This window comes from Colwellia sp. BRX10-4 (genome assembly GCF_014077465.1).
Classification (GTDB): Bacteria; Pseudomonadota; Gammaproteobacteria; order Enterobacterales; family Alteromonadaceae; genus Colwellia_A.
Genome location: NZ_JACGVZ010000010.1, coordinates 21,340 through 46,237 on the forward strand (window position 1 = coordinate 21,340; position 24,898 = coordinate 46,237).

At 36.5% G+C, this 24,898-nt stretch carries 28 protein-coding genes; 13 read left to right on the top strand and 15 right to left on the bottom strand.

The window, feature by feature from the left end:
• Positions 1 to 63 precede the first annotated feature (63 nt).
• Positions 64 to 753 (bottom strand): TorF family putative porin, encoded by a 690-nt coding sequence (locus H4J67_RS09780; RefSeq protein ID WP_182169127.1) that lies wholly within the window; start codon positions 751 to 753, stop codon positions 64 to 66.
• 526 nt (positions 754 to 1,279) lie between these two features.
• On the opposite strand from H4J67_RS09780, the gene rpe reads away from it, so the two are divergent.
• Both rpe and trpS read left to right on the top strand, forming a co-directional pair.
• Positions 1,280 to 1,954: a ribulose-phosphate 3-epimerase gene (gene rpe, locus H4J67_RS09785; protein WP_182169129.1), complete on the top strand. Its 675-nt coding sequence runs from the start codon at positions 1,280 to 1,282 to the stop codon at positions 1,952 to 1,954.
• Between the two features lie 40 nt (positions 1,955 to 1,994).
• Positions 1,995 to 2,999 carry a tryptophan--tRNA ligase gene (gene trpS, locus H4J67_RS09790; protein WP_070375658.1) on the top strand — a complete coding sequence of 335 codons (1,005 nt, stop codon included), beginning with the start codon at positions 1,995 to 1,997 and terminating at the stop codon, positions 2,997 to 2,999.
• 84 nt (positions 3,000 to 3,083) lie between these two features.
• Here trpS and H4J67_RS09795 read toward each other — a convergent pair whose 3' ends face one another.
• A complete protein-coding gene (locus H4J67_RS09795; protein ID WP_182169131.1) occupies positions 3,084 to 4,058 on the bottom strand; it encodes an FHA domain-containing protein in 975 nt (324 codons plus the stop codon).
• Entirely contained in the window at positions 4,049 to 5,302 is a 1,254-nt protein-coding gene (locus H4J67_RS09800; protein ID WP_182203590.1) for a serine protease, read from the bottom strand. Before H4J67_RS09800 ends, H4J67_RS09795 begins: the two co-directional genes overlap by 10 nt.
• Positions 5,303 to 5,443: 141 nt before the next feature.
• Between H4J67_RS09800 and H4J67_RS09805 the strand changes: the two genes are divergently transcribed.
• The 6 genes from H4J67_RS09805 (at position 5,444) to H4J67_RS09830 (ending at position 10,453) form a co-directional block, all read left to right on the top strand.
• Positions 5,444 to 5,866: a CBS domain-containing protein gene (locus H4J67_RS09805; RefSeq protein ID WP_182169135.1), complete on the top strand. Its 423-nt coding sequence runs from the start codon at positions 5,444 to 5,446 to the stop codon at positions 5,864 to 5,866.
• A 619-nt stretch (positions 5,867 to 6,485) separates the two neighbouring features.
• Positions 6,486 to 6,710 (top strand): FeoA family protein, encoded by a 225-nt coding sequence (locus tag H4J67_RS09810; protein WP_182169137.1) that lies wholly within the window; start codon positions 6,486 to 6,488, stop codon positions 6,708 to 6,710.
• The gene (gene feoB / locus H4J67_RS09815; protein ID WP_182169139.1) at positions 6,710 to 8,926 is read left to right on the top strand and encodes a ferrous iron transport protein B; all 2,217 of its coding nucleotides are present in this window, start codon (positions 6,710 to 6,712) and stop codon (positions 8,924 to 8,926) included. The genes H4J67_RS09810 and feoB overlap by 1 nt, the downstream gene beginning before the upstream one ends.
• Positions 8,927 to 9,106: 180 nt before the next feature.
• Positions 9,107 to 9,502, top strand: coding sequence for an MmcQ/YjbR family DNA-binding protein (locus H4J67_RS09820; RefSeq protein ID WP_182169334.1), 396 nt, complete (start codon positions 9,107 to 9,109; stop codon positions 9,500 to 9,502).
• A gap of 408 nt (positions 9,503 to 9,910) precedes the next feature.
• Positions 9,911 to 10,192 carry a DUF6482 family protein gene (locus H4J67_RS09825; protein ID WP_259368548.1) on the top strand — a complete coding sequence of 94 codons (282 nt, stop codon included), beginning with the start codon at positions 9,911 to 9,913 and terminating at the stop codon, positions 10,190 to 10,192.
• 3 nt (positions 10,193 to 10,195) lie between these two features.
• Entirely contained in the window at positions 10,196 to 10,453 is a 258-nt protein-coding gene (locus tag H4J67_RS09830) for a DUF3081 family protein (protein ID WP_182169141.1), read from the top strand.
• 127 nt (positions 10,454 to 10,580) lie between these two features.
• Here the strand turns inward: H4J67_RS09830 and H4J67_RS09835 are convergent, their stop codons facing one another.
• The 4 genes from H4J67_RS09835 to H4J67_RS09850 are packed head-to-tail and all read right to left on the bottom strand — an operon-like array spanning position 10,581 to position 12,872.
• Positions 10,581 to 11,327, bottom strand: a complete 747-nt coding sequence (locus H4J67_RS09835) for an SDR family NAD(P)-dependent oxidoreductase (protein WP_182169143.1) — start codon at positions 11,325 to 11,327, stop codon at positions 10,581 to 10,583.
• Positions 11,290 to 11,715: a thiol-disulfide oxidoreductase DCC family protein gene (locus H4J67_RS09840; RefSeq protein WP_182169145.1), complete on the bottom strand. Its 426-nt coding sequence runs from the start codon at positions 11,713 to 11,715 to the stop codon at positions 11,290 to 11,292. The genes H4J67_RS09835 and H4J67_RS09840 overlap by 38 nt, the downstream gene beginning before the upstream one ends.
• 15 nt (positions 11,716 to 11,730) lie before the next feature.
• The gene (locus tag H4J67_RS09845; protein ID WP_182203592.1) at positions 11,731 to 12,168 is read right to left on the bottom strand and encodes a DUF3429 domain-containing protein; all 438 of its coding nucleotides are present in this window, start codon (positions 12,166 to 12,168) and stop codon (positions 11,731 to 11,733) included.
• A 29-nt stretch (positions 12,169 to 12,197) separates the two neighbouring features.
• Positions 12,198 to 12,872 carry a flavin reductase family protein gene (locus tag H4J67_RS09850; RefSeq protein WP_182169149.1) on the bottom strand — a complete coding sequence of 225 codons (675 nt, stop codon included), beginning with the start codon at positions 12,870 to 12,872 and terminating at the stop codon, positions 12,198 to 12,200.
• A gap of 289 nt (positions 12,873 to 13,161) precedes the next feature.
• On the opposite strand from H4J67_RS09850, the gene H4J67_RS09855 reads away from it, so the two are divergent.
• On the top strand, positions 13,162 to 13,935 hold the full coding sequence (locus H4J67_RS09855; RefSeq protein WP_182203594.1) for a MipA/OmpV family protein: 774 nt from the start codon (positions 13,162 to 13,164) through the stop codon (positions 13,933 to 13,935).
• Positions 13,936 to 13,948: 13 nt separating this feature from the next.
• Here H4J67_RS09855 and H4J67_RS09860 read toward each other — a convergent pair whose 3' ends face one another.
• The 6 genes from H4J67_RS09860 to H4J67_RS09885 all read right to left on the bottom strand — a co-directional run bounded on the left by H4J67_RS09860 (position 13,949) and on the right by H4J67_RS09885 (position 20,115).
• The gene (locus tag H4J67_RS09860) at positions 13,949 to 14,383 is read right to left on the bottom strand and encodes a hypothetical protein (protein WP_182169152.1); all 435 of its coding nucleotides are present in this window, start codon (positions 14,381 to 14,383) and stop codon (positions 13,949 to 13,951) included.
• Positions 14,384 to 14,468: 85 nt separating this feature from the next.
• Complete coding sequence (locus H4J67_RS09865) at positions 14,469 to 16,238, bottom strand: alpha-amylase family glycosyl hydrolase (RefSeq protein WP_220463145.1); 1,770 nt, start codon at positions 16,236 to 16,238, stop codon at positions 14,469 to 14,471.
• 13 nt (positions 16,239 to 16,251) lie between these two features.
• Entirely contained in the window at positions 16,252 to 17,481 is a 1,230-nt protein-coding gene (locus H4J67_RS09870; RefSeq protein ID WP_182203596.1) for a glycosyl transferase, read from the bottom strand.
• A gap of 10 nt (positions 17,482 to 17,491) precedes the next feature.
• Positions 17,492 to 18,340, bottom strand: coding sequence for a mannosyl-3-phosphoglycerate phosphatase (locus H4J67_RS09875; protein ID WP_182169154.1), 849 nt, complete (start codon positions 18,338 to 18,340; stop codon positions 17,492 to 17,494).
• A complete protein-coding gene (locus H4J67_RS09880) occupies positions 18,337 to 19,218 on the bottom strand; it encodes a kinase (protein WP_182169155.1) in 882 nt (293 codons plus the stop codon). The genes H4J67_RS09875 and H4J67_RS09880 overlap by 4 nt, the downstream gene beginning before the upstream one ends.
• A 369-nt stretch (positions 19,219 to 19,587) precedes the next feature.
• On the bottom strand, positions 19,588 to 20,115 hold the full coding sequence (locus tag H4J67_RS09885; protein ID WP_182169156.1) for a hypothetical protein: 528 nt from the start codon (positions 20,113 to 20,115) through the stop codon (positions 19,588 to 19,590).
• Between the two features lie 154 nt (positions 20,116 to 20,269).
• On the opposite strand from H4J67_RS09885, the gene H4J67_RS09890 reads away from it, so the two are divergent.
• Together H4J67_RS09890 and H4J67_RS09895 are read left to right on the top strand one after the other, a co-directional pair.
• The gene (locus H4J67_RS09890) at positions 20,270 to 20,857 is read left to right on the top strand and encodes a CIA30 family protein (RefSeq protein ID WP_259368549.1); all 588 of its coding nucleotides are present in this window, start codon (positions 20,270 to 20,272) and stop codon (positions 20,855 to 20,857) included.
• Positions 20,858 to 20,876: 19 nt separating this feature from the next.
• Positions 20,877 to 21,092 carry a TIGR02450 family Trp-rich protein gene (locus H4J67_RS09895; protein ID WP_182169157.1) on the top strand — a complete coding sequence of 72 codons (216 nt, stop codon included), beginning with the start codon at positions 20,877 to 20,879 and terminating at the stop codon, positions 21,090 to 21,092.
• Positions 21,093 to 21,175: 83 nt separating this feature from the next.
• On the opposite strand, the gene H4J67_RS09900 is transcribed toward H4J67_RS09895, so the two are convergent.
• On the bottom strand, positions 21,176 to 22,048 hold the full coding sequence (locus H4J67_RS09900) for a LysR family transcriptional regulator (protein ID WP_182169158.1): 873 nt from the start codon (positions 22,046 to 22,048) through the stop codon (positions 21,176 to 21,178).
• A gap of 94 nt (positions 22,049 to 22,142) precedes the next feature.
• On the opposite strand from H4J67_RS09900, the gene H4J67_RS09905 reads away from it, so the two are divergent.
• On the top strand, positions 22,143 to 22,643 hold the full coding sequence (locus tag H4J67_RS09905; protein ID WP_070375692.1) for a lactoylglutathione lyase family protein: 501 nt from the start codon (positions 22,143 to 22,145) through the stop codon (positions 22,641 to 22,643).
• Between the two features lie 245 nt (positions 22,644 to 22,888).
• Positions 22,889 to 24,214 carry a GGDEF domain-containing protein gene (locus H4J67_RS09910; protein ID WP_310740568.1) on the top strand — a complete coding sequence of 442 codons (1,326 nt, stop codon included), beginning with the start codon at positions 22,889 to 22,891 and terminating at the stop codon, positions 24,212 to 24,214.
• A 13-nt stretch (positions 24,215 to 24,227) separates the two neighbouring features.
• Here the strand turns inward: H4J67_RS09910 and H4J67_RS09915 are convergent, their stop codons facing one another.
• The gene (locus H4J67_RS09915) at positions 24,228 to 24,581 is read right to left on the bottom strand and encodes a DUF3802 family protein (protein ID WP_182203598.1); all 354 of its coding nucleotides are present in this window, start codon (positions 24,579 to 24,581) and stop codon (positions 24,228 to 24,230) included.
• Between the last annotated feature and the right edge of the window lie 317 nt (positions 24,582 to 24,898).

A 24,898-nucleotide genomic window follows, 5' to 3' on the forward strand; every position in this document is an offset into this window, starting at 1 on the left:
TTTTTTGCACTGTCTTTAACTATCTTTAAAAAGCCAGTAAAATTATTACTGGCTTATTTTTATTTATAAGTCGATATCAACCGAATAAGAAATGACAAACTTCATATCATCATTATCGATGTCGGTATCAGATACCGCAAAGGTAAAGCCATCTTTACTTAAGCTAACACTGTAATCGTTATAATCTTCTGCGATCATGGCGTCGTCAAAAGAATAATCGCCAAGATGAAAAGCTAAGGTTAAACCATCAGCTACTTCAAACTCTGCTCCCGCTGCAATATATAAGCTGGCATCAGCAAAAGCAGCACCGTCGTCGTTATGAATTCCGTAACTTGCTGAAAGTGAAAAATATGAATAGCCCAAAGAGCCATATATCTCGCCAAAATCATATTCGTTAGTACTATCTGTTTGGGCTGAGTCAGGGTAGGCATAATAAATATAACCGACATCATAACTAACATCTTCGTTTAATTGGCCGCTAAAACCTAAGTAGAAATCTACTTCAGCACTCGCATCATCACCAAAATCGACATTTGAAGCCCAAGCTCCAGCATAAAAGCCAGAATCGTCAGCATAGTCAATACCACCAGAAATAGCTGCAGCATTGTCTGTTTGGCTAACACCACGCCATATATAGTTACTACTAGCAGCAACATTAGCAGATAAACCTTCAACAGCTGATGCTTGTGTTGATAATAATGAAGTAGCGGCAAGTAAAGATGTGAGCGATATCGATAATAGTGTTTTTTTCATAATAGTCTCTTTATGTAGTAGTTTTTTATTTAATATTTTAGGGCTAAACCATACATTGCAAGGTAGATGCCTGAGCGACATAATAATATCAATAAATTTTACATAGTAATTTCAATGGCTTGGCAAAGTTGTTTTTTTACTATGAGGCGTTGTCACTAACGGGTGAGCTTTATTGGTGCAATTAAATCGTTAACGCTCATAAAAAGTGCATAAAATATAGACTCGTATTTTGTAATGTCTTTCTAGGTAGTCTTTCACGTTATCGTTAAACGTTAACGTTGATAATAAGTGCATAAAATATCGACTCGTATTTTGTAATGTCTTTCTTGGCCGTCTTTCCGGTTATAGTTAAAGCGTTAATTCTCATAAAAATTAATCCAGTGTACGAAATAATTATGAGCATTCGACACTAAAATAGCAATCGCTGGGTAACATTGAGTTAAATAACGTTTGGGCGCATGAATTTATAGAGTTTTCCCTTAGGTCGTTGTTATAATGTTGAGCAATATTCTAAAAAGGTTTATCTATGTCTTCTTTTTTAATTGCTCCTTCTATATTGTCTGCTGATTTTGCACGTTTAGGTGATGATGTTGCTAAGGTTTTAGCTGCGGGTGCTGATGTTGTGCACTTCGATGTAATGGATAATCATTTTGTGCCTAACTTAACTTTTGGCCCGATGATTTGTCAGTCGCTACGTGATTACGGTATTACCGCTCCTATTGATGTACATTTAATGGTCAAGCAGGTTGATAGTCTAATTCCAGGCTTTGCTAAAGCAGGCGCAGATATTATCACTTTTCATCCAGAGGCAAGTGACCATATTGATCGTACTCTGCAATTAATAAAAGACCATGGCTGTAAAGCTGGACTGGTACTAAATCCTGCCACACCATTAAATTGTTTAGATTTTGTTATGGATAAACTCGATGTTATCTTGTTGATGTCAGTTAATCCTGGCTTTGGTGGTCAATCGTTTATTCCAACCACATTGGATAAATTGAGATTAGTAAAAGAGCGCATCATCGTTAGTGGACGTGATATTCGTTTACAGGTTGATGGCGGTGTTAAAGCAGACAATATTGCTGAAATAGCGGCGGCGGGGGCTGACATGTTCGTCGCAGGGTCAGCCATTTTCTCAAAGCCAGATTATAAGCTGGCGATTGATGAAATGCGCAGCGAATTAGCGACAGTTAGCCAATAGTTTAATAAATAAATCAAATCAAATAAAATAAAGAGAAATCATGAGTAAACCTATCGTATTAAGCGGCTGTCAGCCATCAGGTGATTTAACCATTGGTAATTATTTAGGTGCGTTAAAACAATGGGTTAGCATGCAGGATAGCCATGAGTGTTATTACATGTTGGTTGATCAACATGCTATTACTGTTCGCCCAAATCCAGCAGATTTGCGAAAGGCGACGCTTGATGGCCTAGCCTTGTATCTAGCCTGCGGCGTTGACCCAGAAAAGAGTACCATCTTTATTCAATCACATGTCCCTGAACATGCTCAGCTTAGTTGGGTGTTAAATTGTTACACACAAATGGGCGAATTGAACAGAATGACGCAATACAAAGATAAGTCACAAAAGTCTGAAGCAAATATGAATTCAGGTTTATTTACTTATCCAGTCTTAATGGCGGCAGATATTCTTCTCTATAATGCTGACCGTGTGCCGGTTGGTGAAGATCAAAAGCAGCATCTAGAATTAGCCCGTGATATAGCGACTCGTTTTAATAATCTTCATGGTGACACATTTACAGTGCCAGACCCTTATATTCCTGAATTTGGTGCGCGAGTAATGAGCTTACTTGAGCCGACAAAGAAAATGTCAAAATCAGACGCTAATCCTGGTAATTTTATTGGCTTATTAGAAGACCCTAAAAAAATCAGTAAAAAAATCAAACGCGCCATGACTGATTCTGATGAAGAAGCTAATATCTATTTTAATATTGAAGAAAAGCCAGGTGTATCAAATTTATTGTCTTTATTGTCTTGTTGTACAGGTGAAACCGTTGAGCAGTTAGTGCCACAATATGAAGATAAAATGTATGGGCACTTAAAAGGCGACGTTGCTAATGCTGTGGTTGCTTTATTAGAACCTATTCAGCAAAGATATCATCAAATCCGTGAGGACCAGGCTTATTTAGATTCAGTGATGAAAGCAGGCGCTGAAAAAGCATCAGCTAGGGCAAGTAAAATATTAGCAAAAGTGTATGATGCAGTAGGTTTTATTCCTCGCCCTTAATGTGTCGTCATCACTTAGTCGTTATTCTCTCAGCTAACAAAAAAGCTAACGAACTCGTTAGCTTTTTTTGTTTATTAAGCCACTTTATTTGTCTTCAAGTGCCGCTTCTTGCGCATCGTTAAATAATGTTTTACTGCTCTCAAGAAAGCCTTGGACATTATTGCTGTGAGTAAATAAATAACTTGGCGCCATTAACGTAGTATTAAAAGCGGGACGGATACTGAATTCAGGTTTTTTACTAAACTGAATTAAGAAGCTACCACCAAACAATAACAGCGTCATGCAACTTGCTACTAATGTTCTGCGTCGAGTGGTCATATGAAAACCAATTTGGCAATTTAGCCAGAACAAACAAAATGCCAATACAATAGGTAAGAAAGTGGCAAGCATGCTGAGTATTGACTGAGATGAAGCATTGAAACTGGTGATGTTTTCAATAAAATCACTTAACCACATTAAATTGTAAAAGACAAAACAGATGCCTAATTGTCCCCAAAACCTAGCATCATGCTTAGTTAAATGAGAAACCAAAGCAACACCAATAGGCCAAAGCCCAAAGAGTAAAGTCATGCCAATAGCGGGTACTAATAACTGAGTGAAATTGACTTCTACAGGGTTGTGAAGGTTAAATAACCAGCCGGTAACACTGGCAAATAATAAAATGTTTACAGCTAAAAAGAGAGGATGTCTTGTTAAGGTTAAAATATTTTCAAAAGGGCTAAAACTAATGCTTTCAGGTACGGGGTGATCGGGAAAAACAATGCGTACTAAACTTTTGCCAATCATAAAAACTTGTCCAGAACGAACGATGTGTTGATGAACAGCTGATTTTGTTTTTGAAAACTCATCGTCATAAAAACTGCCGTTAATAGAGCCTTCATCGTTTAGCAGCCAATGTTCACCATTAAAATTAAGACTAAGGTGTTGGCCACAAATATGTGGGTCAGCCATAATAATATCATTATCATAACCACGACCAATATTGATGTGATTTTGCATAAATTTATGTCGAGCGATTAATTTATGGGCGCGAGTAATTTCTTCTATGATTATTTCCATGAAATAGACTCCATAAATTTCTCTGTAAACTTAAGTGCACTATTTTGCGTAACGCCAGCGACAGTAAAGTGGCTAAGTAAGGCTTGGTCGCCCTTATCAACAGAAATAGCTATATATAAAACGTCAAATAATTTAGGAAAGTCTTTGTAGGCACGGGTACAAAAAACTGATTTGTTGGTAATCGCTTGGTTTGACGGTGTAACAATATCGTGCTGACATTGAAACTCAGTAACATCATCTTTACCCGCTTTGTTTCCTGGCATGACTTGCGTTAATTGACGCTCAAATATTTGATAAAACTTAGTCTCGCTAAGTTCTTTTGCTTGCATATAGCGATATTCCATTTCAATAGAGCCGGTGAAGAAATTATTTGAGATGTAAGTATCTTCATCCAAAGAACAATTAGCAACCACGGCTAGAACAATAGCATCTGCTTTATCAGCGTTTGACTCTCCCCAACAACGAATAAAAGGAATATTAACCACGGGAATTATACCTTCTCCTAAAGGACGCATCTGCCATTCGCTATTTAATAGCGTGGTGATTAACTTGTCTTGATTATCAGCAAGTTGTTGTGCCATTTGTGCTGCAATACTTTCGGGTTTACTTGTTTTATAACGCTTGTATAAGTTAAGTAGTTTATCGTGTGGTACTAAAAATCCGATTTGATTACCTGAAGTTGCGACATTTATCCCAACGACTTCAGAGTTTTTATTGACGACAGGTCCGCCACTCATTCCAGAGTTTACTGAGCCGGTAAAATGGATCCGGTCGTTAAAAGATTCATTCTTCAATCCATTGTAAGTGCCAGGTACTACTATCATGCCTAAATCGTGCGGGTTACCTAACGAATAAAGCTCTTCGCCTTTTTGGGGAACACGCTTTGAAATTTTAAAGAAAGGCATTTCGCCATTAGTCGTTCTTTTTACTAAAGCTAGATCATTGATAACATCAACACTTTGTAAAGTAAGTGGCGCTTTTTTACCTTGGTGATCAAAAATTTCAATCGTGTACTTATTGGGATGACGCGCATAACCAGAAATAACGTGATAATTGGTCGCAATTAAACCGTCGGCACTAATTTGAAAACCAGATCCAATTGATGACTTTTCACCGCTGGCGATGTCTATAAGTCTTATTTGATAAAGTGACGGAGCAAGTTGTTTGAATATTTCTTCTGCTTGTTCGGTGGCATAACTTATTGTGCTAATACACAATAAAATTAAGGTAGTTAAACCTTTCATTTATATTCCTTATTTTGAGTCTTAGTTCATTGTGCCATTGTTAAGTTAATTGTCATCTATTATCCCCAAATAAAGTAAATTCTCTTTGTTGTTTGTCAATGTATTGTATAGTTAAGAATAAGGTGGATAAAAGGTAGCATAATGAAAATAGCCAGCATCATGACCAAAGCATTTGTTAGCGTCTCTTTGGACGATACGTTATTGACGATAAAAAATATTTTTAAATATGCTAATTTTCATCATTTACTGGTCGTTGATAATAAACAATTATCAGGGGTTATTTCAGACAGAGATCTTCTCAAAGCACTTAGTCCTAATATTGGCACTGCCGCCGAGCTCCCAAGAGATGCAGCAACCTTAAACAAGAAAGCGCATCAAATACTGAATCGCAAATTGATCACCTTAACGCCTAACGCTAATGTTTTTGATGCCATTGATATTTTTAATCAGACTAAAACATCATGTATTCCTATTGTTGATGAAAATAGCATTCCCGTTGGCATATTAACTTGGCGAGATATCATGAAAACGTTAGGAGATAAAAATGCAGAGCGACATAATTAAGTTAATAAGTTATTAACTATTGTCTGAGTTTCAAGCAATTATGTTGCTTAAAGTAAATCAGCCTGCAAAACAGTCGCTGGAAAAGTAACTGCCGTTAGTAGGTTCAATTAATCTGCTTTGAAAATAAGCTAGTTGTGCACTTTTTGCTTTTAACGCTAATCAGCTCTGTAACTAAGGTTTTTTGTTAAATAACGATTACCCTACTAAAATGTCTTATTTGACTTAGGTCAAGTAAGACATTTTTTATTGCGACATTATGTCGCACTTCACTGTTTTTACTTTGTTTTTACTTTGTTTTTATTGATTATAGCTAACACAATAGTATTAATTCTATTTGGCATACTCAAACAAGTAAGTGAAAAAACTATGACGTTTTCAATTAAACCCATTGCTTTAGCAATAAACTCTTCGCTATTTTTACCGAAGCTGTGTAGATAAATCCAGTTATATTTTTAATACGATTATATTGAAGGCTTGCTAAACTATTAAATTTTAAATCAAGTTTATAAGTAGATTAATTTAAGCTGATTTAGATCAATTACGCCGTTATATACGCTTGCTGAAAAGTTAATAGTAAAGTAGAATCAAATGATAATCATTATTATTTGAGTTGTTCTTTATGACCCTTTCACAATTGACGCGTACCCAACGAGCGGTGATCCGCACGTTGCCAACAAATTTCGATTTGACTTCAAAGTTAATCGAGCAGGGTTTTGCGTTAAAAACTGAGATATCATTAGCCCATAAAGCACCATTTAATGGGCCACTTGCCTTTCATCTCCATGGTACTAAAATTTGCTTAGCAACGAGTATTGCTCAACAAATAGGTATAGAAATCGTCTAATGTCACAAGCTTTACATTTGGCTCTAGTTGGCTTTGCCAATTCAGGAAAAAGCACGTTTTTTAATGCTCTAACGGGCGCAAAACAACAAACAGGAAACTGGACTGGCGTCACTGTAGCGACAAAACAGCAGCCCTTCTCATTTAATAATGCGCAAGTTTTACTTTCAGACTTACCCGGCGTTAGTTCTCTCGCCACTCGAACTGAACAAAGTAAAGACCTGACTATTACCCAAGATTTCCTCAAAAATAACGACATTGATTGTTTAATTAATGTCGTCGATGCGACGCAATTAAAGCGTCAGTTGTATTTAACGACTCAGCTACTTGAACTCGGTTTACCGGTATTATTGGTTATCAATAAATCTGATCGAAAAGAAGCGCAAACCGTTGATATAAATATTTTAGCAAAAGAACTTGGTTGTAAAGTTATTATTGCTAACAGCTTAGCTAAAGATACCTTAAAACAAGTAGAACAGGCTTTACTTGAATTACCTAAAGCAAGTGAACGTCCAAAAAAATTAATTTTATCAGCAGATATTGTCAATAAACTCGCTGATAAAAACTCAACTGAAGTGTTAATTGATCTTGAATGTGGCGCTTGTAATGATCAAGGTGGCTGTCAGCAAACTAATACAGATGCTATTAGTATTATGCAGGCGCGTTACGAATTTATTCAGCAGTTATTGATCGATGTTAAAAAGGATATACCGGCTTCCAAAAAAGCACCGGCAATAAGTTTAAGTGACCGCCTTGACCATTTTATCCTTCATCCTTGGTTAGGTGTGCCCGTTTTTCTTAGCATGATGTACTTATTGTTTATGTTTGCTATTAATGTGGGTAGCGCTTTTATCGACTTTTTTGATATTTTAGCCGGCGCTATTTTTGTCGATTACCCGCAAAGATTTTTATCAAGTTATGATTTACCTCAGTGGTTGCTAACCTTAATTGAAGGAGCTGGCTTAGGTATTCAAACGGTCGCGACTTTTATTCCAATCATCGCTTGTTTATTTATTGGCTTATCGATTTTAGAAAGCAGTGGATACCTAGCGCGTGCAGCGTTTGTGGTTGACAGTGCTATGCAAAAAATTGGTTTACCCGGTAAAGCTTTTGTCCCTTTAATTGTTGGTTTTGGTTGTACGGTTCCGGCTGTAATGTCGGCACGAATTCTTGACAGTGAGCGTGAACGTATCACCACTATAATGATGTCACCGTTTATGTCGTGTGGGGCACGTTTACCGGTATATGCTTTATTTGCTGCGGCATTTTTTCCTGATTCTGGGCAAAACTTAGTTTTCTTATTGTACTTAATCGGTATAGCGGCAGCACTATTTACAGGGTTTTTATTAAAGCACACCGTATTAATGGGCAAAAATTCTGTCAATATTATGGAATTACCGCTCTATGAAATACCTAAGCTTTCTTATCTCGTGCATCGTGTTTGGCAACGTACTCGGTCTTTTATTTTGGGGGCAGGTAAAACAATTGTCTTAGTGGTTTGTGTGCTTAACTTCTTTAACTCATTAGGTACTGATGGTCAATTTGGTCACCAAGACTCTCAAGAGTCGGTATTGAGTAAAAGTGCTCAGGTTGTTACCCCTTTACTTGCACCTATGGGTATTAAGGAAGATAACTGGCAAGCAAGTGTTGGTATTATTACCGGCTTGTTTGCGAAAGAGGCTTTAGTGGCTACATTTAATAGTTTATATACCGACGTAAATGCAGAACCAGAGGCATTAAAATCAATGGCTGAGTTATGGACTGACGCGACGGATTCAATAAAAGAAAACTTATTAGGTATTCAAGCTGATGATCCTTTAGGGACTGATATCGGAGATGTTACCAACTTACATACCGCCGCAGAAGAACAAGGCGTTAATGAAGGAACATTCACTGTTATGCAGGCCGCATTTGCTGGTAAAATTGGCGCATTTAGTTACTTGTTATTTATTTTGCTTTATACACCTTGTGCAGCAGCTATGGGGGCAATAAAGAGTGAAGTTGGCAGCCGTTGGGCTGGATTTGCAGCTTTATGGAGCTTTTCATTAGCTTATTTAGCGGCGACATTTACTTATCAAGTGGCAACCTTCGCTACTAATCCTTTGTCCGCGGGAATTAGTATTGCCATCGTCATTGCGATTTTTGCGGCGATATATTATTGGTTAAAGCGTTTCGGTAAAAGTATTTTAACAATCCCAACACAAGTTTCTTATTATTAATTTAAGCTGAACTAAACTTTTGCTAAAAAATACCGATAAATTGTTTATCGGTATTTTTTTAGGCTGAAACTTCTGCTTATCTTGTTCTCTAACCCAAAGTTACTTTTTACTGCTATGCTTAAATTCATTAGACCGTAAATTTAAGCCCTTAATGTATAGAGATAAACGCCAATGAAATCTATGAACCCTCAAATGGCGGAACACTATTTATTAGCTAAATCTGCAAGCTCGCTTTACTATCCGTTTGGTGATGACGTTAGCGTTTTCAAGGTCAAAAATAAGATGTTTGCAACGATTTCTCATGGTTCAAACGCTAAAAGTGCCAAGGTTGCACAAGACGCTAAAGGTCATTTTTGGATGAACCTAAAATGTGAGCCTGGGGAGGCAGAGATATTACGTGATATTTTTCCTGGCATCATTCCCGGCTATCATATGAATAAATCTAATTGGAATACTATTATCTTAGATGGCTCAATTCCTCAGGGTGAGTTAAAGCGAATGATGGATAATTCTTATTTGCTAGTGGTCAGTAAAATGACCAAGATAGATCAGCAATCAATTCTAATCCAGCTGTAGCCGCCATAACAGATTGATCATAAACCTAGCTACCCACTTAAAAGCGTTATTTGCTGCTTTAATTGTTTGCACTAATCAATTTACTATGTGCGACCCTAAGTGGTGTGGTTACGCCATTTTGTATATACATACTCTGGGCTTTTTTGATATGAGCAAGGCTACCAGAGGATACACATTTCCACTCATCCATTATATGGAGATGGAGATACCAGACAGTTTTACTCTTCATAGATGTTCCTTAATGGCTTTAGCTAAATTCTAATTAAAGGATAATAGAGATACGCATCTTTTGACAAACGAGATATTTTAAGGTGATAGGTTAGAAAAATTCAACTATGAATTTTACTGAAGTTGATCTTTAATGATCGTATCACCGTAATGACAGTATACTTAAGTTGGAGAATTATGATGATGAATACATTAACTAACAGTAATCAAGCAACTATGCCCACTATTATTGGTGTCGCTGAATCGACTCATTATTTAGTTGGCGCGGTTGATTCTCTCAATAACTTTATTGGTCTAAACCAATCTAGAGATGTTGCTGTGATGGGATCTTTAGTTGAAGCCAAAAATTATCTTCGAGATAATAATATATTCAACGCTGCACTAGAGTATCAAACAGCTTATGATGAAATGTGTGGCACCAGCAGTAGCAGTGGTCGATGCAGCCAAATGATTAAGTTTTAACTGATGAAGGATAGACAATTAACACTAAGAGATTTTTTAGAAATCTATGACCATATTACCAAAGAGGGCACCAAACTCGATGGTATTTATCAGTATTCTGGTATTAAAGCTTGGCATGACTTTGATGGATATACATGTTGGTTAGGTTATAAAGACTTAACAATAACCTTGTTATTTCATGGCAGATTTTCAATTGAATATGATAATAAAGTGACGCTTGAATCTTTTCATAAAATAGCTGACGGTTTTGCTAAAAAATAACAACCTTTAATGAATTATCGCCAATAAAACTGCAAATCTCATTGCAGTTTTTTTATTGTTTCAACTCAAAAATTTGCACCGAAAAGTTAACCCGTAATAGTTAACTTTTAACGGCCATTACTACCCGCTACCAATTAATAGACTTGCCCTGCCAATCGAGATAACTCAAGGTATGGTCAATAGGAGTGTCAGCAACAATAGTTAGTAATTGTTTGGCAACAAATTCACTGGTAAAAAGTTTATCTGCAGGGACATTCTTTTGAAAAGGTTTAGATAAAGGTGTATCTGTAGTGCCGGGATGAAAAGAAATTAATTTTATATTCTTTGCTCTTCTTGCCAACTCAATAGATGCAGTTTTAAGCATCATATTTAATGCTGCTTTCGATGCCCTATAGCTATACCAACCGCCTAATTTGTTATCATTTATGCTGCCGACCCGGGCGCTAAAAACAATAAATTTACAGGGTGACTTCCTTGTCAGTATTGGTGTCAACTTCTGAACCCATAACATTGGGGTTAATGTATTTGCACTAATGACTTGTTGAAAGGCTAGTGCATCGAAGTCTTCGAGACGTTTTTCTGGTTGAAATGTTTCACTATGCAGTATGCCGTTACAAACAAAAACTTGGCTTATGGGTAATTCACTATGGGCTACTAATTCTGCTATAGCATTGTCTATTGATTGCGGTTGGTAGTCTTCAACCACAATTTTTTTAATTTTAAGGTTGTTTTCCTGCTCGACAGTGTTTTTCTCGTCAAGAGCTTGTCGACTAATAAGAATAAGGCCAGTATCAGCCAAAGAAGCTACTTGAGTGGCAATTGCTTTGCCAATGTCGCTATTTGCGCCAATGATCAGTGTTAGTTGATTTATCATAACAAGTTCCTGAATTACAGTTTGCTGTTTTTATGCCAAAAACTTTGGCGAGAAGTGCTGAAATTTGATGACGGTATTTAGCTAGTCCTAAGTAAACCCAGTGGCTTAGTGTTTTAAATACTGGCCAATTAAGAGGAGCTACCCAAAAACCTTTACCAACAAGTGTCCAAGCCCTATGTGTGACTTCTAAACCGAGTAGAATTTTACCATTATAAGTTGCGTGTAATATTTTCATAGCGGCTGAAAAATCAATTGCAGGGTAAAGACTTGAAAAATTTTCTTGGTGTATATCGACCAAAAGTATGATGTTGTCTTGATCATGCCTTTTTAGGTGGATCATTTCAGTTGCGCACATTGGACAATTGCCATCATAAAATATAGTTAGCATGAATTTTCCTAAAAGTTACTGGGTGGCTATATAAATGAACCACAGATAATAAGCACTGGTATGCAGTGAGAGAACAATAAAAGTTAACCAAAAACGCATTCTCATGTAAGTCACATCAAAATCGTTTACTTGCTCTGTCATTGCTAATTTTTTTTCATATAAAAATAAAAACGTAAAGCTGAATGATAATACTATCAAGGCCAAATCACGGGGTACTAGTAAAGTGGTAAAAGCGATCAAGCTTAATAAATTGCTAATGACTTGCTGTGTTAGCCGAGCATTGTCTTCGGCTTTACGCCACAATGTGCCAGCAATAAAACTGACTATAATAGCGCTATAGGCTATAAAAGCTTGTTGTGCCAACATAGATGAGTCTTTTAGCACAACACTTAAATATAAAAAACCTGCAAAAGGTAGTAGACCGAGATAGCCAAGTAACTGCCAACTTTTCATTTTTGTCCCTAGAATCCGGTGAAGCTTATTTAGATTTCAAATGAATTACTGTCAAGCGCCTGGCCATCAAGTGAAATTTCTCTAGGCTGAACTTCTGGCTTAGCATAACTCAATCGTGATAACCGTTGACTGGTGTGGTAGCTATCTAGTCCTGAAATAGCAACCGTACCCAATGATTCGATATCAATATAGCCATCGGCTTTAATAGCAATTTCATCACAAAGAATATCAGTGATTTCACCTATTACTAATTGAGTACCATTAAGTTCGATTGGCACTATCTCACGTAGATTCAAGGCGTACTTTAAGTGACTTTCTTTAACAAAAGGGGCATTGATACCATCAACGTTATAAGGCGTTAAATCGGTTTGCTCAAATTCTGATTGGTCGGCATTATAGCGTGCTGATGTTTGATGTGCCGCTTGCCAAAAACTTTCATTAACTTGATTTATAGTAAATTGTTTAGTCTGCAGAATGTTTTCTAAAGTATGGCGTTCGACGATGTCTGGGCGAGTAATAAAACCAACTAAAGCAGGCGAAGAGCCTAAATGGACAACAGAGCTAAATATCGCTAAATTGTTATGGTTTTGCTTGTTGCGTGTACCAATGACGTTAGCACTTTTAAATCCAGATAAACTATTAATCAGTTGAGCCCGGTAGCGTGAATCCATCTTTAACAATTCGTTATGGCTCAAGTGTTTCATTTTAAATTTACCCGATAATATAATTTATACTTAACTATACGCAGTTTAGGCTAAGGTCGATCACCTCGCTGTTATATTTTAATTATTGTCTCTAGCTAACCATAAAGGCAAGGCTGTACTTTATTCTTTGTTATAAGAAATATTATTTTCAATAACCGTATTATTAAATTAACACTGAAATAATAGAGTTATAATAAGCTGTTGCTAAGTTAATCTCATCGAAGGTTTAAACCTCATCCCACTTTTAAACGTATACTCGGTATAATAGAAATTAAGTGGTAATCACCCAATGATACAAAGTATTTATAAAGCCTTAATATTACTTTTAGTTTTTCCTGCTTTTTATGTCTTTTCAGAGCAGGGAACAGTGGTCTCTGTTGAGCGAAAAAAAACCGAAGGTTTTCTATACGGCTTAGGTCTCAGTGTTAATAAAGAAATATACAAGGGATATAACACCCGAATAATGCCTTTACCTTTATTGGGATATCAAGGAGAAAACTTGTCAGTATTTGGACCATTCATTAATTATAAGTTAATAAATGCGAATCGATTGACGCTCTCCGCAAAATTATCCCCAAGATTTCAAGGGTTTGATGAATCTGATAGTGCCATTTTCGAAGGAATGAGAAAAAGAAAAAGTTCATTTGATGTCGGCTTTGGTCTCGATTATCAGCAAAATGATTGGAAAATTGGACTTTCTTCGATGTTTGATGCACTAAATCGTTCAAATGGCTTTGAGATAAAATCAACGATTGGTCATGTTTTTAGGTATGGGCCAATATTTTTCGAACCCTCATTTTCACTAAGTTTCTTAGATAAACATCATGTTGATTACTATTATGGTGTTTCTAAAGACGAAGTGAATCAAAATAGGAGCGCTTATCTCGGCAATAGTGGCGTTAATAAAAATATTGGATTTTCAATGGCGACCCCTATTTTTTTTGGCGGATATACTCGCTTAAATCTCGAATACACTTGGTTTGATAAAAGTATTACTGACAGTCCTTTAGTTGAGGACAATAGCAGTTTACAGTTGCTTTTAGTATTTACGAAAAACTTCTAGCAGTTATATTAAACTAGACTAACTCGTAAGCATTTAATCCTTTTGTTGTAGTAAAACCATATTCACTGAGCCAGCTAATCGCTTTATCTTGGTCAGAAAATATTCGCCTCTCAAAGTTACTGCGTGTTTCAATTGCCATCTTATCGAGGTACATTTTTTTCATCATTGATTCATGGGCGACTTGCGCTGATTTTTCTAAACCATTTAAAATACAAAAAGCGGCTAAATCATCAACAACAGGGGCAATTTCAGGAACACTTATTTGCCAGTCATCTAAGAAGACTAAGTGCGCCCATCTTGGTGTTTTTAACAATTTTACTTGCGTTGTAAATGCTTGTGAAAAATTTTCTGCACACTCTTTATTCCAGGAACCTGTTAAGCGCGCGATAATTATATTATTACTGACATGTAATTTGAATTCACCATGAGGTGCAAAATAATCATTCATTGATAATCCCTCAGCTATTTCAAAGCTAATCTGCAGTCAACACCAAAATTATTTTTAGTATAGCGTTTATTTTTAACTTTTCACTTTATATATTTGATATCCATACTGTTTGATAAGGTGATAAGGTAAGATCTTGGTTTAACTCTGTTATTTTTACTTCGGTAATAAGTTCACACCATGATTCGGTAATAATTAAGTTCAGCTCACTCAAGGGTAATATTACCGGTTGATCAGAAATATTACTCACACAAAACATGCTTTGTTTTCGGTCTTTACTTTGTCGCCAAAAGCCAAATAATTGCAAACCTAAATGCAAGGTAAATTGCGTTGCGTTAGGGTGAAAGGCGGGTTGTTTAATTCTTAACGCCAATAAAGACTTTAATGTCGAAAGCACTTTTGCATGGTGTAAGTTACTGTCATTAAGCGCTTCTTCTAAAGCTTCTACATGCCAGCGGCGCCTGTTAATTGCACGGTTATGATGGGTGTTTGCTAATTTTTGATAATCATTTTGTGTGCCTAGCATGCTGTGAATGTAGATACCTGGTATGCCTTCGAGGGCAAACATAATGGCATGTGCACAAATAAAACGCTCAAAGTTCCACTGATCTTTACCTCGCACCGTGCCTTGCATCGCATCATAAAGTGATATGTTCATTTCATAGGCTTTTTGTTGGCCGGTATCTGTAGTGCGCCATGATATTTTTCCACCGAAATTTTCTACTGCTTTTACTAAGTTATCGAGCTCAGCTTCATCTAATAATCCTTCTGCCGGGCGTAAACCAATTCCGTCATGTGATGCAATAAAGTTAAAATACATAGTGCCGTCTTGCGCAGGAGGCATGCTCATTAGCCAGCGTTTAAGGTATAAGCAGTTACCCGTTAGTAAGGTATTTAATAACAACGGCGGTAATGAAAAATTATAAATCCCATGGGCTTCATTGGCATTACCAAAATAAGTGAGGTTCTGCGTATTGGGGATATTGGTTTCAGTGATAATAACAGCATCTTCTATAGCTGATTCAATAAGCGTCCTTAATAACCTAACGACTTCGTGAGTTTGCGGTAAGTTAATACTGGGTGTTCCTACTACTTTCCACAAAAACGCGATGGCATCTAAACGAAATATTTTTACACCCATATCAAGGTATTGTTTAATAATAGAAGTGAAAGCTTTTAAAACTTCAGGGTTACGAAAGTCAAAATCAACTTGGTCATGACTGAATGTGCACCAAACAAATTGTTTGCCTTTGCCGGTTTCAACTTCCTTTAATAGTCGCGATGTCCTTGGTCTCACAACGGCTGACAAGTCATCATCTGCAAGAGCAGTAAAAAAATAATCGCTACCTTGTCCTTCACCTTTAATGAAATTGTCAAACCATGCACTTCTGCTTGAACAATGATTGATGACTAGATCAGACATTAAACGATAATGTTCACTTATCTGGCCAATATCTTGCCAAGTACCTAACGACTCATTTACTGATGAATAATCGATAACTGAAAAACCATCATCAGAGCTATAAGGAAAAAAAGGCAAAATATGTACACTGTTAATCGTATTACTAACGTTAGTGTCTAAAAAAGTCTTTAATGTTTTGAGTGGTGCTTCATCAGCCTTAACGATACTATCGCCATAGGTTATCAAGATAATATCTTCTTCTGACCAATGGTTTGAGAAAGGCTTCGCCGCCATTGTTTTTTTAGATAAACCCATGATATCAAGCAGAGATTGGGCAATATCACTTACTGACTTTTCTAGTGGGACATCGTGATAAATAGTCGAAAGCTGCTGAACTAACTTTTCTTTTAAATTACCCTGCAATTTAGGTGTTAACTGATTATCTTGCGTTGGCATGTGGCACCTTTTTTTATAATGCTTTACTGAATTCTTCGTTATCTAACTCTACCGCTTCTTTTAGTTGCGATAAAATATCAGGTATGGCGCTAACCACTCTATTCCAAGAAGGAATAAACGGCGTATCCATGGGTTGATCTAAGAAGGTATTGCCCGCGGTTAATATATTCTGTGCGAACATCTCAACGGCTTTTTCTTCATTATGAATATCAAGTTTAAGGCCATTCATCATGGCATCATTTCGATAAGTTTCGACATAATCCAAAGCAATTCGGTAGTAAGTCGCTTTCAATGTTCTGAATTTTTCTGCTGTGAACGTTTCACCTTGGGTAGCAAGTTTACGAATAAAGGCTTTACTGATATCAATCGACATTTTTGATAAACCACCGTCAGTATTATCCAAAGATAAATCTTGATGCTTATGATCGTAGGTTGCCGCAATATCAACTTGGCATAAACGGTTAGGCGAATAGTTACGATACATTTCTGAGAGCACACCAATTTCAAGGCCCCAATCACTAGGAATACGAATATCGTTTAATACATCTCGACGGAAAGAAAACTCACCGGCTAAAGGATATAAAAAACTGTCCATGTATTCTAAATAGTCACAATGACCGACTGTTTTTTTTAACGCTTTAATTAACGGTGTTACTAATAGACGAGACACCCGGCCATTTATTTTTCCTCCTGCAACTCGTGCATAAAAACCTTTAGCAAACTCGTAATTAAACATAGGGTTAGCAACAGGATAAAGTAGTCTATCTAGTAGTTCACGTTCGTAGGTCAAAATATCACAGTCATGTAGGGCAATTGACTCAGCTTTACCCGAAGCCAATATATAGCCCATGCAATACCAAACATTACGGCCTTTACCTAACTCTTTGGGGGCTAAGCCCAGGGCTTGTAACTTTGCATCTATCGCTTGTAATCTTGGACCGTCATTCCATAATACTCGATGATGTTGCGGCAGTTGGCCAAAGAAAGTTAAGGCGTGTTTATATTGTTCAAGATTGGCACGGTCAAGACCAATAACTATTTCTGATAAATATTTGACACCTTTAATCTTATTAATAATGTCGGGCAAAGCTTCGCCTTCTAATTCAGAAAACAATGAAGGCAAAATAAGCCCTAAAGAGCGCTTTTTAGAGAAGGCTAGTATTTCAGCTGCCATATCCGCTGGTTCACGCTGTGCTAGGTTATGTAGCGTGGTTACTGTACCGTTTTGATAAAAATCAGCCATGGTTTACCTCTTATATAATAGTAGAAGATGAAAGTAATTGCTTTGCTAGCAGGGTTTGTAGTGCTTGAGCCCAACCCTCAGGACCATAATCTTGCGTACGAGTCGTTTTAAATTGGCGATAGAGTTTCGGGAAGTCATGAACGGGTGAACGAATTTGCACCGCGATATCTGCGGCTTCTAGCATTGGGCTATCATTTTCACCATCACCCAAGGCAATGGTCATAATTGTAGGGTTATTAAAGTTTTCTCGATATTGCTCCGTTAGCCAAATTAGGGCTTGGCCTTTATCGCAGTAGCCACCAATATGAATGAACCGACCACCTTGAACAACATTGGCACCTAGATCAATAAGATGATCTATAAAGCGATTTTTGCTGACCTTATCACCGAACCATTTAATGGGTTCACCATATTGTCTCTGTTGAGCGCGCTTAGCTTCTGCTAGTGACAGCCCTGTTATTTCCGAAAGGTCAGCTGCAGACATAGTCGAAAAACCTTGATAATACTTTTTAAATTCATCAGTTTGTTCAGCTAACAACGTTAACCAATGCTGCCTAGGTAAACAGAAAGACTTTACCCAATAGTCACCAACAATTTCAGTGTCAGCAGGTTGTACTAAAAAAGTAGCTATAGGAATATAAATAGCGGCACCATTTTCAACAATAAAGGGGGTATCTAGTTTGAGCTCACTATGGATAATGGCCAATTCAGCAAGGGTTTTACTGGTATTTAAAATAACCGGAATATTGGCACATTTTAATTGCGCAAGTGTTTTATCTGCGGGGCTTGATTGATAAGTGAAGTGATCGAGTAAGGTTCCATCTAAGTCACTAAAAACAAGTGTACTCAATGAGCTCATAGTACTTCCTGTAGAGGCACATCTGTGATTTGGCGAGCATAATCTAAGTAAAATATTGCGTCGGCAGATTGTGCGATAGTCGTGCAGCTCTGAACGCTAAGTCTCTGGAAATATTGGGTGAAGTTTAATATTTCTGCAGGAGACATAACCTTTGAATTAGCTAAATCGATGTTTCTAGCTTGTAATTTTTGCTCTTGCTCTAATCGCCATTTATAAACACAGTCAAATGATGGTGCTTGCAGTGCTAACCAAAAGTCCATGCTTTTGTACAAGGGAACATAAGCCTCGCTCAGTTGTTGATTAACGTAATTTCTCCATTCACCTTTAGCGTCATACTGCAATTCAAGTTCATTAATAGCTGACCTTAGCTGTTCTTCAGTTTGAGGCTTTACCCCCCAACACCATCCTTCTAATAAAATAATATCTATTGGTTTATCAACCACAGTCCATTGCTCTTTTGGATAGGGTTCATCGGTAGCTTTATTGAATCTAGGGATAGAAAACCCAGTTTTTTTGGTTTTTAATTGCAAAAGTACGTGCTCAAGAGTCGCCATATCATGGGTGCCTGGCACACCTCTGGTCGCTAATAAGGGGTGAATATTTTCTGCAAGCTGCTGACGTTTTTCACCTGTTAGGTAAAAATCATCTAAAGACATTATCACCACATTAAGAGGGTGTTGTGCTGTTAAATATTCAGCGAGAAAATCTGTTAATGTAGACTTTCCACTACCTTGGCAGCCATTGATACCAACAAAGTACGGCGTGTTGTTTTTTTTGAATTGCGCCAATATTCGCTCAGCAAGTGGTTGATAATGCAGTCTAACGGTGTCGCTGAATTCATCAGGTAGTTTGTGTTGTTTAATAAAAGCAGAGAGCATAATTTCACTATAGATAACGATTCATTATCATTAGAGCTTCAAGTCTTATGCCAGTTCATTAGTAAACAGTATTTAGCGACTAATTTATTGTAATAAAGGGTTTTTTTTTGAGGTTAGTGTGATTTTTAAGTGATGAATAACCGAGGGAAGTGCACTGATATGATTAAGCGCCCTGTTTTGGTGCGGTAAAAATCAAGGGCGAAGTGATGAGTTAACATATCGTGCTTCAAGGTATTTCAACGACAACGTTAAAAGAAAGAAACTTGCGTACATAAATAGATAGTACTAAACCTTCAGTAAATGGCTAAAATTGGCAAAAGACAATCACGGTTAGTTGCTGTCTCTTGCACAAGTCTCAACAAAGTTCCACTAGTTCGATGGCGTTAATTTATCTCTCAACTCATTAAGCGCTGCAACTGAAAAACCCTCATCATAAAAATATACAATGATGCCATTCTTATCTAACAGTAACACCCGTGTGTTATTAGGGTTTTCATTTCCAGTGAACGCTTGAACTTTATCACCGTCTTCATAAACTGTAATCACCCCTTTCCAAAGAGGCTTTGGAATACCAGCACGCATACCATTGTCGATAAAAGTACTGAACATTTTTGGGAACAATCCTTGAATAGTTGGGAGCTCATAGACATCAACTTTTGTTTCAGTCATATCTAAACCAATTAACCATCTGTCGATATCAAACTGTGAATTTTGTTTGTAGCCTACTAATAATAAAGTAACTTCTTTGTTGAAGTCGGCTGGAATATTGACCGTGTTTCCTTCTAATGTTTGTCCGGTAACCGCTGGAAAAGCTTTACCCGTGACTGATTGATTTGTATATTTTGTGCTACAACCTGAGGCAAGGCTGATGAACAAAATCAATAAAAAAATGCGCATATATTTTTACTCGTTGGTTATTATTTTAAATTAAATCTAACGCTGCATACGTTAAAGTATTAATTTTAGCTCATTTTTAGCCGTTTTGATCTTAACAAGTTTATTTTGCGTATTTATCAAGTGATATAATTTTAATACTCGGTGGAATTTATTGATGCGATTTATTTTAATTTTATGGTTATCTTTCAGTGCTTACGCCAGTGGAAACGATATTGATAAACAGGCTAATGATAATTCAAATGGCAATAAGAAGGCTTATATGATTGATTTTTCAAAGCAAGAAAATGGACGCTGGCGAATAACCAATGATGGCGTTATGGGCGGCTTGTCAAACGGTGAAATGACAATTGCTCAAGATCATGGCATTTTTAGCGGTAGCATCTCTCTAGATAATAATGGCGGCTTTAGTTCAGTTTTTCGTGCTGTCGATAATCTTCCACAATCTTATAAGAAACTTGTTATTAACACCGAAGGTGACGGGCAAGCCTATCAATTAAGGCTAATTATTTATGTAAATGGCTACCGGTTAGCTTATAAACATGACTTTAAAACCGTCGCTAATAAGCGTGAAAATCATATCTTCGAGCTTGCAGACTTTAAAGCAACCTTTCGTGGAAGGGCTATACCCAATGCGCCTATACTTAATTCAGAAGATATTAAAGAAGTCGGTTTTTTAATGACTAAAAAAGTCCCTGGGCAATTTGCATTATCGATATTTACACTGTCTTTCTTGAAACAATAACTTATACACTAAGGTAAAGATGAATAAAATTAATCCTAAAGCCCTCATCAATAGTAAGTGGACTAAAGTTGATATTACTAATAAAGAAAAACACTTTATTATCACTAAGGTGGAATTTGACGAAGAGCAAAAAGTAATTGCCTGTGTTATCGAAGCGGTGATGACTCATAGTGAATACACCATAGACTGGCGTGATCTAAAAGTTAGTGGCCAATGGCGAATCGGCTGGAAATAAATTGAAAATAAGTCACTTTCAGCCGATTTTAATGTCTGCTTATCGCTAAAGGTTAATACGCTAACTGAATTTTTATAGTCATGTTATAAAATAAACTCCCTAATCGACTTTTTAATTAATTGACTTCTTTGAGTGTCGAAAGAATGTTTGTTTTGGCAAAGGTATAAGGTTTCATTGACCGGTATCTCCAATGTGTGTACTTTTATTAGGCTTTGCTCAGGGAAAGCGTTTACCGCATGCAGGGGTAATACGGTAAAACCTAATCCTTGGCTAACGGGCAATAAAATCAAACTTATTTGATTAGAAAATCCTTTGTGGTTAAATTGACTGGTATGTTCAAATTCAAGATAATTTTTACTCAATAACTGTTGTGCATGATGTTCTGAATCAGGGTGGCTGATAAAACCTATAGAAGTAAGCACTTGCCAATTGATGCTTTTGATGTCACTTGACGTCACTAAAACCAAAGGCTCAATGGCTATTTTTTTGTAGACTAACTGTGGGCTTCTACTTAACTCAGTGAGTATCCCCAGATCAATTTTTCGCTCAATTAAATTTTGCTCTATATTTTTATTGGGTGCAAAGGTGTAATCGATAATAAGCGCCGGATAGCGTTGCTGTATATCAAGCATCTTTGGGTATAGTTTTAAGCCGACACTGCCAGGTGTACTTATTTTAATGACACCGATAAAAGCATCATCTTGTTTAATTGAAGCTTCGATATCAGCAGATGTTTCTAATAAATCTTGCCCTTGTTGGCGTAATTTAATACCCGCATCGGTCAATGAGAAAGATTTCCCCTCCCGCGTTAATAATAAAGTGTCCAATTGCGCTTCAAGTTTTTTTATATGCTGGCTTACCCCAGATTGCGTCATAAAAAGAATTTCTGCTGTTTGGGTAAAATGACCAACGTCAGCAAGCGTGCAAAATGTCTTTAACCAAATAAGATTTATCATAACAAAATGTACTCATTTATATTACAAATGATAATTTTATATACTTTATAAAGTTCACTATACTTTGTCTATCAAATTTAACAAGGTAATAAAAATGAGTAAAGCATATCCAAGAACTTTTTCCCATATCGGTATTTCAGTCCCTAATTTAGAGGCTGCTGTTGAATTTTATACTGGTGTTTTAGGTTGGTATGAAATAATGAAACCGACAGAAATCATTGAAGATGATAGCCCTATTGGCGCTATGTGTACCGACGTGTTTGGCGCTAATTGGGGTAAATTTAAAATAGCTCACATGTCGACAGGCGACCGCATTGGCGTTGAGCTATTCGAATTTGCTAATCAAGAAAATCCAGAAGACAACTTTGAATACTGGAAAACAGGTGTGTTTCATTTTTGTGTGCAAGATCCTAATCTTGAAGAACTGGTGGAAAAAATTGTCGAAGCGGGTGGTAAAAAGCGTATGGCAGAGCCACGTTATTACTATCCTGGTGAAAAGCCCTATCGTATGATTTACATGGAAGACCCTTTTGGTAATATTTTAGAAATATACAGCCACAGCTATGAATTAACCTATGCGGCCGGCGCTTACTAATTTAAAATCATAGCTTACCAACACCTATGATTTAATAACCCAATAGAAAGTCATTTTCTCTTGGGTTATATCAAGATAACTTTAGCGCTTAATCCTGCTGTGTGTCTCCTGTCTTTGTACTATGCAAGTTCATCCACTGAACAAATATTGGCTAAATAAGGATTATGTCGCAAGCATAATGCCTATTGTCAATTTTCTACTACAATTAAACTTTCTGTAATATCATCAACAGATAAGGTTTATTAGTGAGTAAAAAGCAACCATTACCCGTTACTTCTCCGTCAAAGGATAATTTATCTGTAGACGTAAATATGTTAGCAGAAGTGTTAGATAACGTTGGCACTTGTATATTCACTAAAGATATTCATGGTTGCTATACCTATGTAAACCAAGCTGTATTGGATTTATTTAATATTAACTCAACAGATATCATTGGCTTTGATGATAGTCATTTCTTTGATTTAGCGTTATCTCAGCAACTAAAAGAAAATGATGGAAAGGTTATTAAAGAGGCCATAACCGTAGAAAATGAAGAAACAAACTTCATCAAATCCCTACAAGAAACTCGGATATATAAAACGGTTAAAAAACCCTTGTTCGATGATGCTAACAATGTCATCGGTATTTGTGGTGTATCAACAGATATAACAGCAGAAAAAAAGCTCCAAAAGATAGTTAAAGCACAGAAAAAATTACTTCATACAGTACTCGATAATGTAGATGCTTATATTTACATGAAAGATAATGAGCGAACATTTAAATATGTAAACAGTAAAGTTGCTGAATTATTTGGTACGCCAGCAGAGAATATTATTGGTAAGAAAGACACTGAGGTTTTACCCCTTGATGTTGCTGAGCATTTTAACCAATCTGATCAAAAAGTTTTTGATACGGGCGAAAAACAAACCATAGAAGAAAACTCAGTCGATGAACAAGGTAATGTTCGCTACTATATTAGTACAAAAATTCCTTATCAACACCAAGGTGAACTTCCAACGTTAATTGGATTTTCTACCGACGTCAGTGAATTGTATGCGTTAAAAGAAGAATTTAGAAAACAAGCAAATACCGATTCATTAACTAAGCTGTATAACCGCCGCTATTTTATTGAACATGCTGAACGAGAGTTTCACCGTGCTAAAAGACACCTTCGTATTCTATCCTTGATTGCCATTGATATTGATCACTTTAAAAATATCAATGATAGCTATGGCCATCCGGTAGGCGATAAGGTGCTAATGTCAGTGGCTCAATGTTTACTTCCTTGTCTTCGACAAGAAGATATTTTAGCCCGCATTGGCGGTGAAGAATTTTCAATATTACTCCCTGAAACTACATTGCAATCAGCAAAGTTAGTCGCAGAGCGTATTCGACTTAATCAAAGTAATTTAATTATAAAGGGTGAGTGGCAGGGCGAAATTAAAGTAACCGTCAGTATCGGCGTTACTTGTATAAGATTTGAAGATGATAACTTTGATGATTTCTTTACCCGCGCTGACCGAGCATTATATCAAGCGAAAGACTCAGGTCGTGATCAGGTTTTTGTGGGTAAATACTCTTGCTCGAAATAATGCGTTCAACGCCTTAAGATAAAAACTGACTATGAATTTCGCTATCAAATAAATTCTTAATCAATAAGGCAAACTCTTTAATGAACTTTTTTTGCTCGTTAGTGGCTTTATTGTTAATAACGCCAGAGAGAATCTCTTCTAAATCATAAACAATAGCATCAACTTCTCGAATAATAGTATTGCGCTGATTAAAAGACAATGCTTCGTTCTGGCTGCAAATACTAATGATTTGTTCACTTAATTCTTGTTCAATAACGGTCATAACAGTATCTGAATCAGCACTTACAGGTGGAGAATTTTCAAATAAACTGAAATGCTCAGTCAAGTATTCGATAATATGGATGTAACCTTCAGTATCAGTAACCATTAAAAATGTAACCTTTATAAAAAAACATACCATACCTCTTATATAGGCGTTTGATCAAGGTTGGTCACTGCTATTTTTTCGTTATTTATAAAAAAAATTTAGATTGAAATATGTCTGTTAATTAGTTTTTTTAAAAAAGATATGTTGTTGCAAACATTACTGCACGAACAAATAAATATTTATATAAATGTCAGGTGTTAACTATAGTGCTAGTCGGGGGTGTCTCTACAGATAACGTTTTATATATCTAGATATCTCAGTTATCAATTAATTTAATTTCATGCGTTAACTGTCGTCGCGTCAAATTTTGGCTGCTT